Genomic DNA, 11,837 nt, shown 5'->3' with positions numbered 1-11,837 from the left:
CACGCTGCGGCTGCCGCGGCAGGTCGACATCCCGGACGCCGACCCCTCACCGGACGCCGAGCCGGGGTCGGAGCCGTCCGGGAAACCCGCGAGGCACTGGCGGACGCTCCCGCGCGTCGGCCCGGTCGTCGCGGAGGCGATGCAGGCGAACGGGGTGCTGCGCGCGTTCTCCGGCTTCCTGATCATCTATCTGGCGTTCCTGCTCCGCCAGGAGCGGTTCGACCCGGTGTCCCACCACGTGGCGCTCGGCCTCCTCGCGGCCTGCGCCGGCGCGGGCGGCCTCGCGGGCACGGCGCTCGGCGCCTACATGAAGGCGCGGGCGCCGCGGCTGATCGTCGTGGCGACGCTCGCGGCCGTCACCGTCGTCAGCGCGGTCGGCGCGGCCTTCTTCGGGCTGTGGGCGGCGCTGGCGGTGGCGACCGCGGCGGGGCTCGGGCAGGTGCTCGGGAAGCTGTCCATGGACGCGGTGGTGCAGCGCGAGATCGGCGAGGAGATGCGCTCGTCCACGTTCGCGGTCTCGGAGACGCTGCACCAGCTGTCCTGGGTGCTCGGCGGGCTGCTCGGCCTCGGCATGTCGATCGTCGCGGACGGGCGGATCGCGCTCGCGTTCGTCGCCGCGGCGCTCGCCGTCTCGCTGGGCCTGCTGCTGTCCCGCCAGGCGGGCCGGCAGCGCGGCACCCGCCGCCCCCGCCACGCGAGCACGATCAAGGACGCGCACCCGGAGATGCGGCCATGACGGCCGGGATCAGGGCGACAGGTCGTCGGCGACCGCCCGCAGCACGGTCGCGATCTTCTTCGCCTCCGCGGGGGCCGGGTGCTTGCCGCGCCGGTAGGTGTTGGAGATGCCGTCCAGCAGCTTGATGAGGTCCTCGGTGATGACGACCATCTCGTCCGGCTTCTTGCGCCGCTGCTTGGCGATGGTCTTCTCGACCGACGGCAGCGACTCCAGGACCCTGACCTGGAGCGCCTGCTGGCCCCTGCGGCCCTCGACCACGCCGAACTCGATGCGCTGGCCGGGCCGGAGCGTAGTGACCCCGCTCGGCAGCGCCGAGGAGTGCACGAAGACCTCACCGCCGTCGTCGCGCGTGAGGAAGCCGAACCCCTTGTCGGAGTCGTACCACTTGACCTTGCCAGTCGGCACCGGAGACCTCGTTCGGTAATCGTCCTGAATCGACCTCAAGATTAGTGCCTCACCGCGCGCCGGTGTACACGGAGGGGTGCTTCCCGGGCGGCCCGCGAGGCCTTGCACGAAGCTATCCCGGACGTCCGACAGGGGCACCCGAATATCGGTGCGGACGGGACACGCGACCCGACTTGTGACTATCCGGTCATACGGTCGTTGCGAACGACGCCATCCACTCGGGGAAGGCCCCCAGATCCGGCAGGACGACGTCCGCCCCGTACGCGGTGAGAGCGGCCGCGTCGAACGGCCCGGTCGCGACGCCCACCGCCATCGCCGCCGCGGCCCGCGCGGCGTCCACGTCGCCCGTGTGGTCGCCGACGTAGGCGCCCGCGCCGTGCTCGCGCAGTGCGACGCCCTTGCCCGCGCCGAAGAGGCCGCCCACCACCGCGTCCACTCCGAGCCCCAGGTACGCGACGGTCCGCTCGGTGTCGGCCTGGTTCTTGCCCGACACCACGACCACGCGCCCGCCTCTCGCGCGCACCGCGTCCAAGGCCGCGACGGCCCCGGGCATGAGGACCGTCGCCGGAATCGCGATGTCGGCGTAGATCGCCCGGTAGCGCGCCGCCATCGCGGGCACCTCGGCCGGCGGGAACCAGTGGGCGAGCTCGTCCTCCAGCGGCGGGCCGATGCGCCGCACGACCAGCCCGGTGTCGATGGGGACGCCGGTCTCCGCGGCGAGCGCCGCGTACACGGCCGCGATCCCGGCCCTGGTGTCGGCCAGGGTCAGGTCGAGGTCGAAACCGACGGTGAGGGGGGCGTCATGATCGAGGTCGAGCACGCCTCACAGGGTAAGGGGCTGGACACACGCGAAGACCCGCGCTCTCCTGGTAGTGGCGATGCGACGGGATCCGAGTAGGAGAGCGCGGGAACTTCGCGCGGGAACCGTTCTGTTGTGACCGGGGCTGGTTGCCCGGTCCAGGACCGGCCTCCCGTGTTGGCGGTATACCCGACCGCCCGACCACAAACCGGCTGACCAGGGAAAACACAGGACTCGAACAGCCCACCCGAAGCAAAAAGACGATCAGTCCGCCCGGTGAAGGAGGCCGCGTATGACAGAGAACCCCGACCGGCCGCCCGACCGGGCCGCGACGGGCGGGCACACGACGACCCGCACCGAACCCGGCGGCGAGCACCGCGCCCCGCGGACCCGGCGCTCGCTCACCGCGGCCCGCCGCCGCACCGCCGACGTCCTGGCCACGGTCATCTCGGTCATCACGACGGTCGCCGTACTGATCCTCGCCGTGCACATCGTGTTCGTGGCCTTCGAGGCCAACACCGCAAACGGCATAGTCAGCTGGTTCAGCGACAGGGCCACCGACCTGTCCTGGCAGTTCAAGGACATCTTCCAGCCCGCCGACCCCAAACTAGAGGTAGCCGTCAACTACGGCCTAGCCGCCCTCGTCTACCTGCTAATAGGCCGCCTGCTAACCAACCTGACCCGCCGCCTCGGTTAGGTCGCCCACCAACAGGGGTTCCAGGGGTCGCCCTCCCGGGCAGACACAGTTAGTCGCGGCCGGGGAAGCGGACCTTCTCGAAGGGCCAGGCGGTTTCCATCCATTCGCGGACGAACGCCTCCAGCTCCTTCTCCAGGGCGGAGTTCTCCTCGTCGGCGCGGACCCAGAACACCACGACCGCGTCCGAGCCGGGCTCGTCGGACGGGGCGACGTGGATGCGGCCGAGCTGGCCCTCCCCGTCCGGGGTGATGACGACGTAGCTGAACGAGCGCCGCAGCTGGCCCTGCTTCTGGAGCCAGGCGACGTCGATGAGGGCCTGCTCGAAGGTGAACTCGCGGTCCGGCCATCCCCACTCGGGCCCGAAGCGCCCGGCGAGCCGGTCCAGGCTGCCGATCACGGCGCCGTAGTCCTTGACCACGTCGTGGACGGTGATCGGGCGGATCTGGAACCGTGGACCGGCGACCAGCGTCGGTACCACGAAATCCTCGGGCAGGAAGGCTCCGTCGGCCGCCTTCCGCGGAGACATGAACATCGCCGACCTCTCCGACGACGGCCCCTTCCGGCGACGGGGCGCGGAGGACTGAGACTCTAGTCGGCCCCGGCCGGATGCGAGCCGGATCACGAATTCGGGCGCGCCGCGCGGACGCGGGGGCCCCGGAAGTCGCGGATGCCTTAGTGTTCTCGCGGAGGCTTCATCACCATGACGACACCTACGCGCGATCGGATCGTGGCCGAGTCGCTCCGGCTCTTCGCCGACCGCGGCTACGCGGCGACCTCGGTCGCCGAGATCGAGGCGGCCGCCGGCCTGTCACCGGGCGCGGGCGGGCTCTACCGGCACTTCCGGTCGAAGGAGGAGGTGCTCGCCTCCGCCATCCGCGAACACATCGAGCGGACCCGCAAGCAGATCAACAACGTCCTCGACCAGGCGACCGTGTACGAGGACCGCCCGCTGGAGACGCGGCTCCGGATGACGTGCCAGGCGGGGCTGGCGAAGATGCGCGAGGAGCAGGACCTGATCCGGGTGCTGTTCCGCGACCTCGACCAGTTCCCCCACCTCGTCGCGGAGATGCGCGAGGGCATCGTCAACCCGCTGTACGACGGCATCGCCACCTGGCTGGGGTCCCAGCCGGAGTTCGAGGGCGCCGACGAGGACTGGGCCGCCATCGCCTCGATCCTCGGCGGCGCGGTCGTGAACTACTGGCTCGCGAACGAGTCGATGTACGAGCCGCCGAAGCGCATCGACGAGAAGCGGTTCGTGGAGAGCTGGGCGCGGCTCGGTCTCGGGCTGACGCACCTGGAGCACACCCCCGCCCCCTGATCCGCGGAACCGGCCGCCCCCGCCCCCGCGGTTGAGCGGCGGTTCGACTCACCCCCGATCCGAGCAGGCGGTTCGTGCTCCTACCCTTGAGGGGCCCAGTACGGGCGGCGTGTGCCACCTAAAGTTGGGGATCGGCATGGAAACGTATGCGGACTGGTTGCGCGCGCGAGGCGACGACGAGCTTCGTGCGCTGCTGTCCGCGCGTCCCGAGCTGCTCGCCCCCGTCCCCGCCGACCTGACCGCGCTCGCCGCCCGCGCCGCGACGCCCGCCGCGATCTCCCGCGCGCTCGACCGGCTGGACCGTTTCACGCTCGCCGTCCTGGAGGCACTGCTCGTCCTGCCCGACTCGGACGGCCCGGCGCCCGTCGCCGCCGCGGTCGCCGCCACCGCCGACCAGGTCACCGCCGCGCTGGAGACGCTCCGGCGGTACGGGCTGGCCTGGGGGAACGGGACGCTGAGCACGGCGCCCGGCGTCCGGCACGGCCTGCCGCACCCCGCGGGTCTCGGCCCGCCGGCCCGGGAGGCGTTCGCCGGGTACTCCCCGGACCGGCTCATCGAGCTGATCACCGACCTGGAGGGGACGGCACCGCGCGGGTTCGCCGACTCCGCGCGGCTCCTGGGGCGCCTCACCGAGCTGCTGGCCGAGCCCGGCCCCCTCATCGACGACGCCGGCCCCGAGGCGCGCGCCGCCCTCGACGCCCTGGCGTGGGGCCCGCCGGTCGGGCGGGTCGCCGACGCGCGCCGCCCCGTCCGGGTCGCCACCGCCGTCACCCCGATCGAGCGGCTCCTCGCCCGCGGCCTCCTCGCCGCCGAGGACGACCGCACCGTCACCCTCCCCCGGGAGATCGCGCTGCACCTGCGCGGCGGGCACCTGTTCCGGGACGTCCCGGCGGCCCCGCCGCCGCTGACGCCCGCGGGCGAACCGCGCGGCGAGGAGATCGTGGTGCGCGCCGCGGCGGGCGAGGCGGCGGCGGCCGTCCGGCTCATCGAGGAGCTGCTGGAGCGGTGGGGGCTGGAGCCGCCCCCGGTGCTGCGCAGCGGCGGCCTCGCCGTCCGCGACCTGCGCGCCGCGGCGGCGCTCCTGGACGTCCCCGAGTGGCACGCCGCGCTGCTCGTCGAGGTCGCGTACGCGGCCGGGCTCCTGACCCGCAGCGGCGACCTCGACGGCGAATGGCTGCCCACCCCCGCCTACGACCTGTGGCTCATGCGCGACACCGCCGGCCGCTGGACCGAGCTCGCGCACGGCTGGCTGAAGTCCGACCGGGCCGCCGGGCTCGCCGGGGAACGCGACGAGCGCGACCGGCTCATCAACGCGCTGAGCGAGGCGATGGTGCGCAGCAGCGCGCCGGCCACCCGCCGGGCGGTGCTGGAGATCCTCGCGGACGCGGCACCCGGCACCGCCGTCACCGAGCACGCCGTGCGCGCCCGGCTCGCGTGGCTCCGGCCGCGCCGCGGCGGCCCGATGCGCGACCGCCTCCTCGGCTGGACGCTGCGCGAGGCCGCCGTCCTCGGGTTCACCGGCTTCGGGGAACTGGCCCCGTTCGCCCGCGACCTCCTCGCCGGCGACGACCCCGAGCCCCGCCTGGAGAAGCACCTCCCCGCGCCGGTCGACGAGATCGTCATCCAGGCCGACCTGACCGCGATCGCGCCCGGCCCGCTGGTCACCGACCTCGCCCGCGAGCTCGCCCTCGCCGCCGACGTCGAGTCCACCGGCGGCGCCACCGTGTACCGCTTCACGCCCGAGTCGGTCCGCCGCGCCCTGGACGCCGGGCGGACCGCCGCCGACGTCACCGAGCTGCTGGCCCGGCACTCGGCGACACCGCTGCCGCAGCCGCTCACCTACCTCATCGACGACGTCGCCCGCCGGCACGGCCATCTGCGCGTGGGGGCCCTCGCGTCCTACGTCCGGACCGACTCGTCCAGCACGCTCGACGAGATCCTCGCCGACCGCCGCTCGGAGGTGCTGCGGCTGTACCGCCTCGCGCCGACCGTCCTCGCGTCCGGGCTGCAGCGGGCCGACCTCCTCGACGGGCTGCGCGCGATGGGCCTCGCCCCCGTCGCCGAGGCCCCCGGCGGCGGGGTGATCGTGACCCGCCCGGACGCGCAGCGCGCCGAGCCCCCGCCGACCGCCGAGATCGTCCGGATCCGGCCGGAGGAGCGCACCGACGCCGCCATGCTCTCCGCCGCCGTCCGCGCGCTGCGCGCCGGCGACGAGGCGTCCGCGCACGGCGCCGAGCAGGCCCGGCTGCGCGCGGACACCCCGTCCGGCGAACCGCCCCGGTCCCCCGCGATGGCCACGATCGAACGCCTCCGCGCCGCCGTCGAGCGCGGCGGGCGCGTCTGGATCGGCTACCTCGACCAGCAGGGCCAGGCGTCCAGCCGCATCGTGGAGCCGGTCCGCGTCGAGGGCGGCTTCCTCACCGGCTACGACGCCACCCGCGCCGCCGTGCACCGCTTCGCCCTCCACCGCATCACCGGTGTGTCCGAACTCGACGACGATCCCGCCCAGTAGCGGGCCGCGGGCGTTTCCCCAGACCCGTGATCTTCCTTCGGGGCCGCGGGCGAATCGACTCCGGCGGGCACGAGCCGGCCGGTGCGGTGTCCGGTTGCGGACGCGGTGGAACCCTGCTTCGGTCGGCTTGGTCGTATTGGGTATCAGCAGGGCGAGAGGAGACGGTCCGTGAGCGGATACGGAGGAAGCCCGCCGCCCGGCTGGCAGGACCCGTACGGCGGATCGCAGGGCTGGAGCGGCGATCCCTACGGCGGCGACCCCTACGGCGGAGGCGCGTACGGCGCCGGGTACTCCGGTTACGGCTACGGGCCGCCCGGGATGCCCACGAAACCGCCCCGCGACGCGAACACCGTCGCGGCCCTCGTCTGCAACATCGTCGGCGTGCTGCTGTGCTGTGGCGTCCTGTCCATCCCCGGCGTCATCACGTCCGCGATCGCGATGGGCCGCCTGCAGTCCGATCCCGAGTCCGCGCGGAAGCTGACCGTATGGAGCTGGGTGCTGTTCGGCGCGTCCGTCGTCTTCGGAATCATCTTCATCGTCATCTACATCTTCGTGGTCATTTTCGCCGAGTCGAACGGCTACGACTCCACGTACTGACCCCGTCCCCCTTCTCCCCCCGCCACGCCGCGGGACGCAATAACGCGGCGGTGCGCGGTGTTGGATCCTGTGGTCGCGTCCGGTGCGGGCCACGTGGCGTTCCCCTGGGGTAGCGTGCACGGGCGGTGCCCGGCCGGACCGGCACCGATTACCGATTCCCGACGGGGGCTTTCGCATTGACCGACGGTCCGCTCATCGTCCAGTCCGACAAGACGCTGCTGCTGGAGGTCGACCACGACCTGGCCGACGCCTGCCGCAAGGAGATCGCCCCGTTCGCCGAGCTCGAACGGGCGCCCGAGCACGTCCACACCTACCGGGTGACGCCGCTCGCCCTGTGGAACGCCCGCGCCGCCGGCCATGACGCCGAGCAGGTCGTCGACACGCTGATCCGGTTCTCGCGCTACCCCGTCCCGCACGCCCTGCTGGTCGACGTCGCCGACACCATGGCCCGCTACGGGCGGCTGCGGCTGGAGAAGGACCCGGAGCACGGGCTCGTCCTGTCGTCCTCCGACCGCTCGGTCCTGGAGGAGGTACTGCGCGCCAAGAAGATCAAGGGGATGATCGGCGACCGGGTCGGCGACGACGCCGTCGCCGTCCACCCGAGCGAGCGCGGCGCCCTCAAGCAGGCGCTGCTCAAGCTCGGCTGGCCCGCCGAGGACCTCGCCGGATACGTGGACGGCGAGGCCCACGCGATCTCCCTCGCCGAGGACGGCTGGGAACTGCGCTCCTACCAGCGGGAGGCCACCGACGCGTTCTGGCACGGCGGCTCCGGCGTCGTCGTGCTCCCCTGCGGCGCCGGCAAGACCATCGTCGGCGCCGCCGCCATGGCCCGCGCGGAGGCGACCACGCTCATCCTGGTCACCAACACCGTCTCGGCCCACCAGTGGAAGCAGGAGCTCATCCGGCGCACGTCCCTCACCGAGGACGAGATCGGCGAGTACACCGGTACGAAGAAGGAGATCCGTCCCGTCACGATCGCCACGTACCAGATCATGACAACGCGTCGGAAGGGCGCCTACGCGCACCTCGAACTGTTCGACGCCCGCGACTGGGGCCTCGTCGTCTACGACGAGGTGCACCTGCTGCCGGCGCCGATCTTCCGCATGACCGCAGACCTGCAGGCCCGCCGCCGCATCGGCCTCACCGCCACCCTCGTCCGCGAGGACGGCCGCGAGGGGGACGTGTTCTCCCTCATCGGCCCCAAGCGCTACGACGCGCCGTGGAAGGACATGGAGGCCCAGGGCTGGATCGCGCCCGCCGACTGCGTCGAGGTTCGCGTCACCCTGACCGACTCCGAACGCCTCGCCTACGCGACCGCCGAACCCGAGGAGCGCTACCGCTTCTGCGCCACCACCGACACCAAGACCAAGCTCATCCAGGCCCTGGTGGACCGGCACAAGGGCGAGCAGACCCTCGTCATCGGCCAGTACATCGACCAGCTCGACGAACTCGGCGCACTGCTGGACGCACCCGTCATCAAGGGGGAGACCCGCATCCGCGAGCGGGAGCGCCTCTTCGACGCGTTCCGCGCCGGTGAGATAGGCGTGCTGGTCGTCTCCAAGGTGGCGAACTTCTCCATCGACCTGCCCGAGGCGTCCGTCGCCGTGCAGGTCTCGGGTGCGTTCGGTTCACGGCAGGAGGAGGCCCAGCGCCTCGGCCGCCTGCTGCGGCCCAAGGCGTCCGGGCAGGGCGCCCGCTTCTACGCCGTCGTCGCCCGCGACACCCTCGACCAGGACTACGCCGCCCACCGGCAGCGCTTCCTCGCCGAGCAGGGCTACGCCTACCGCATCGTCGACGCCGACACCGTCCTCGCCGGCGACGAGATCTAGGTCCGAGGGCCCCGGGCCGTCAGCGGCAGCCGGGATGCGGCCCGGCTTTGCTCACCACTTGGCGGAGCGCGTCCCGCAGCCGGGTCAGCTCCGCTTCGGGGAGGTCGAACAGCGCGACGGCGTGCGCGTGCCTGCCGTCGCGGAGCAGCGCACGCTTGCGCTCCCCCTCCTCGGTCAGCACCAGATGCTTGACCCGCCGGTCACCGGGGTCGGGGCGCCGTTCGACGAGCCCGCGCCGCTCCAGCCCGTCGACGATGCCCGTCACGTTGGAAGCGTCGCACCTCAGCCACTCGGCCAGCCGCCGCATGGGGGCCGGCGCGTCCAGGTTCATCAGGGCCATCGCCTGGACGGGCGGCAGCCCCAGCTCCGCCGCCGCCGCGTCGAAGTTCGCCCGCAGCAGCCCGGCCACCTGGAAGACCGAGTCGGCCAGGTCGCCCACCAGCCGATCGACGTCCTCGCTCATGCCCCGATCATATTCGCTCCTTAACCGCCCGGACTGTTGAGGATCTCAACTAGGTGTGCGTAGACTGGCGAACTAGTTGAGTACATCAACCATCTATATCCTCAAGGAGTACGGATGAGCATCCGGGCCCGGAGTCTCGGTGTGGCCGGCGCGGTCGCGGCGGCCCTCGCGGTATGGGCGGTGGGAGAGCCCGCTCTCGGACACGACCTGGTCGTCGAGCAACCGGGCAAGGACGCCACCGATCTCGGGGCCGGGGCGTTCGTCACGTTCTCCTTGGCCGCCTCGCTTCTTGGTTTGGCCCTCCTCGCCGTCCTCGAGCGCGTGACGGCCCACGGCCTCCGGATCTGGACGGTGACCGCCATCGTGGTCCTGGCCCTGTCCTTCTTCCCGTTGACCGGGGTAGAGGCGAGCGCGGGGGCGAAGACAGTGCTCGCCCTCGCACATGTCGCCGTCGCCGCGGTCCTCATCCCCGCCTTCCGGTACGGGCCGCCGCAGAGGCGGCGGGCCGGCGAAAGCGCCGAGGACGGCGAAGCGGTCGGCAGCCGGTGACGCGGAAGGCCCCGGCATCTCCAAGCGCGGACGGTCGAGATGCCGGGGCCAACCGCCACCGGTCAGTCGAGATCGTGCTCGCCCACCTTGACGGCGTTGACGAACACCGCCCATTCCGCAGTGGCGATGGCCAGCACCGGACCGGCCGGGGACTTGCTGTCCCGAATCCCGATGCCGGACCGCAGACCGGCGACCTCAACGCAGTTGCTCGACGCCTTACTGCGGGAACTCTTGCGCCAACCGGCGCGCCAGAGAGCAGGACGGTCCATCCTTATCCTCCCTAGGGTCGAGAGGGCCCCTACCCTCGCCCAGGCCATTAATCCGCAATGGCGAATTTCGGCTGCTCAAAATCTGAACTAAGCAGCGTCTCCTGGCTCCGAAAATGAGGGCCAACCGCATTGGACTTTGCCGGAGTGCGGCTAGCCGACAATTTTGCCTGCCAATCCGGTGCCGACCAGAGTTTCAGTCGGCCGCCCGGAGGGCAAGGGCCGTTCGGCGCACCTGATCGAGCGCCGCAAACCTACCGCTCGCCACGGATGTTCTGATCCGCCGCCTCCCTGGCACGGTTTTACTCGGTGAGGAGCGACCTCGTCGACCAGGGCGGACGTGCCGGGACCCACGGCCGAAAAGGGCTGGCCAGGCGATCGGAACGTTCCATAGCGTGGCCTCTGTCGGCCACCCGCCACCCTCGTCTCCTGGAGCACCGATGCCCCGCTGGTTGCTCGCCCTCGCGGCCGGCGCGCTCGTCTTCTACACCGACGACTACGTGATCGCCGGTGTGCTGCCCGAGATCGCCGGATCCCTCGGGGTGAGCGTGGGCACGGCCGGCCAGCTCGTCACGGTCTTCTCCGTGACCGTGGCGGTCGCCGCACCGCTTGCCGCGGTCACGACGGCCCGCATCCCCCGCCGGACGCTCCTGGTGTCGGCCGCACTCGTCTTCACCGCCGCCAACGCCGGAGCCGCACTCAGCCCGACGTTCTCCGCACTGGTGGCCTTGCGGGTTACGGCCGCGCTCGCCGCCGCCGCGGCGACGCCCGCCATGTTCGCGACCGCCGCCAGGCTCGCCGCCCCCGAGCGGACGGGCCGCGCCGTGGCCGCCGTCGCGTTCGGCGTCACCGGCGCCATCGCGTTCGGCGTCCCGGCCGGGGCCTGGATCGGTGGTGCGGTGGGCTGGCGTGCGACGTTCGCCGTGATGGCGGCCGGGGGTGCACTCGTCGCCCTGGGCTTCTTCACCACGTTGCCGCGGTGTGAGGAGGAGCAGGACGCTTTGCCCGTGCGGGCCCAGCTCACCGTCCTCGGCCGTCCGGCCATCTCCCTCGGCCTGCTCGCCAACGTCGTGCTGATGTTCGGGTCGATGATGCTGCTGACGTACCTGGCGCCGTTCACCGCCGCGCTGGCGAACGCGGACGTGACCGACCGCGGCGTCTTCTTCGCCTGCTCCGGGCTCGCCGGCATGGTCGGGATCTGGGCGGGCGGACGTGCCACCGACGCGTGGGGCGCCGACCGCACGCTCATCGTCGGTGTGGGGGCGTTCCTCGCCACGATGGTGGCGTTGACCGCGCTGTGGCCGCTGCGTCCGATCTCGGTGCTTCCACTGGTGGTCATCGTGACGATCTGGGGCGGCGCGGCATTCTGGAACTCCCCGGCCGTGCAGGCCAGGCTGCACGATCTCGCCGGGCCCGTCGCCACGCAGGCCCTGGCCCTCAACACGTCCGGCACCTATATCGGTGTCGCCATCGGCGGAGCCGTCGGTGGTGCGGTACTGGACACCGCCGGCCCCGGCCCGCTCCCCCTCATCTCAGGCATGGCCGGTGTCGTCGCACTCGCCCTCTTCATCACCGCGGCCCGCCCCGTAAAGGCTTCTTCCACCGCAGCGGTGGTGGACGAGTGAGCAGCCCATAGAAATGAGAAAGGGCCCCGCCATAAGGCGGG

The 11,837-nt window shown here is 72.3% G+C and carries 12 protein-coding genes and 1 pseudogene; 8 read left to right on the top strand and 5 right to left on the bottom strand.

The window, feature by feature from the left end; translation table 11 throughout:
- Nucleotides 1-736, top strand: a pseudogene (locus tag IEZ03_RS23515) (MFS transporter); the annotation flags it as partial.
- A 9-nt stretch (nt 737-745) separates the two neighbouring features.
- Here IEZ03_RS23515 and IEZ03_RS23510 read toward each other — a convergent pair.
- Entirely contained in the window at nt 746-1,141 is a 396-nt protein-coding gene (locus tag IEZ03_RS23510; RefSeq protein ID WP_132053312.1) for a cold-shock protein, read from the bottom strand.
- Nucleotides 1,142-1,328: 187 nt separating this feature from the next.
- Nucleotides 1,329-1,961 (bottom strand): HAD family hydrolase, encoded by a 633-nt coding sequence (locus IEZ03_RS23505; protein ID WP_184880818.1) that lies wholly within the window; start codon nt 1,959-1,961, stop codon nt 1,329-1,331.
- 271 nt (nt 1,962-2,232) lie between these two features.
- Between IEZ03_RS23505 and IEZ03_RS23500 the strand changes: the two genes are divergently transcribed.
- Entirely contained in the window at nt 2,233-2,637 is a 405-nt protein-coding gene (locus IEZ03_RS23500) for a hypothetical protein (RefSeq protein ID WP_184880816.1), read from the top strand.
- 49 nt (nt 2,638-2,686) lie between these two features.
- Here the strand turns inward: IEZ03_RS23500 and IEZ03_RS23495 are convergent, their stop codons facing one another.
- Nucleotides 2,687-3,163, bottom strand: coding sequence for a GNAT family N-acetyltransferase (locus tag IEZ03_RS23495; RefSeq protein ID WP_132053318.1), 477 nt, complete (start codon nt 3,161-3,163; stop codon nt 2,687-2,689).
- A gap of 174 nt (nt 3,164-3,337) precedes the next feature.
- On the opposite strand from IEZ03_RS23495, the gene IEZ03_RS23490 reads away from it, so the two are divergent.
- From IEZ03_RS23490 to IEZ03_RS23475, 4 genes are all read left to right on the top strand, one after another.
- Entirely contained in the window at nt 3,338-3,955 is a 618-nt protein-coding gene (locus tag IEZ03_RS23490) for a TetR/AcrR family transcriptional regulator (RefSeq protein ID WP_184880814.1), read from the top strand.
- Between the two features lie 136 nt (nt 3,956-4,091).
- Nucleotides 4,092-6,467, top strand: coding sequence for a helicase-associated domain-containing protein (locus IEZ03_RS23485; protein WP_184880812.1), 2,376 nt, complete (start codon nt 4,092-4,094; stop codon nt 6,465-6,467).
- A 168-nt stretch (nt 6,468-6,635) separates the two neighbouring features.
- The gene (locus IEZ03_RS23480; protein WP_184880810.1) at nt 6,636-7,064 is read left to right on the top strand and encodes a DUF4190 domain-containing protein; all 429 of its coding nucleotides are present in this window, start codon (nt 6,636-6,638) and stop codon (nt 7,062-7,064) included.
- A 176-nt stretch (nt 7,065-7,240) separates the two neighbouring features.
- Nucleotides 7,241-8,893, top strand: coding sequence for a DNA repair helicase XPB (locus IEZ03_RS23475; protein WP_184880808.1), 1,653 nt, complete (start codon nt 7,241-7,243; stop codon nt 8,891-8,893).
- Nucleotides 8,894-8,912: 19 nt separating this feature from the next.
- Here IEZ03_RS23475 and IEZ03_RS23470 read toward each other — a convergent pair whose 3' ends face one another.
- Nucleotides 8,913-9,356: a MarR family winged helix-turn-helix transcriptional regulator gene (locus IEZ03_RS23470; protein WP_184880806.1), complete on the bottom strand. Its 444-nt coding sequence runs from the start codon at nt 9,354-9,356 to the stop codon at nt 8,913-8,915.
- A 114-nt stretch (nt 9,357-9,470) separates the two neighbouring features.
- Between IEZ03_RS23470 and IEZ03_RS23465 the strand changes: the two genes are divergently transcribed.
- Nucleotides 9,471-9,905, top strand: coding sequence for a DUF6069 family protein (locus IEZ03_RS23465; protein WP_221480565.1), 435 nt, complete (start codon nt 9,471-9,473; stop codon nt 9,903-9,905).
- A gap of 62 nt (nt 9,906-9,967) precedes the next feature.
- On the opposite strand, the gene IEZ03_RS23460 is transcribed toward IEZ03_RS23465, so the two are convergent.
- Nucleotides 9,968-10,174 carry a DUF397 domain-containing protein gene (locus tag IEZ03_RS23460; RefSeq protein ID WP_184880804.1) on the bottom strand — a complete coding sequence of 69 codons (207 nt, stop codon included), beginning with the start codon at nt 10,172-10,174 and terminating at the stop codon, nt 9,968-9,970.
- A 437-nt stretch (nt 10,175-10,611) separates the two neighbouring features.
- Here IEZ03_RS23460 and IEZ03_RS23455 point away from each other — a divergent pair, with 437 nt between their 5' ends.
- Nucleotides 10,612-11,796, top strand: coding sequence for an MFS transporter (locus IEZ03_RS23455; protein ID WP_184880802.1), 1,185 nt, complete (start codon nt 10,612-10,614; stop codon nt 11,794-11,796).
- The last annotated feature ends 41 nt before the right edge of the window (nt 11,797-11,837 follow it).

This window comes from Actinomadura livida (assembly GCF_014648675.1).
GTDB lineage: Bacteria > Actinomycetota > Actinomycetes > Streptosporangiales > Streptosporangiaceae > Spirillospora > Spirillospora livida.
This window is presented reverse-complemented; position numbering and strand designations above follow the sequence as displayed.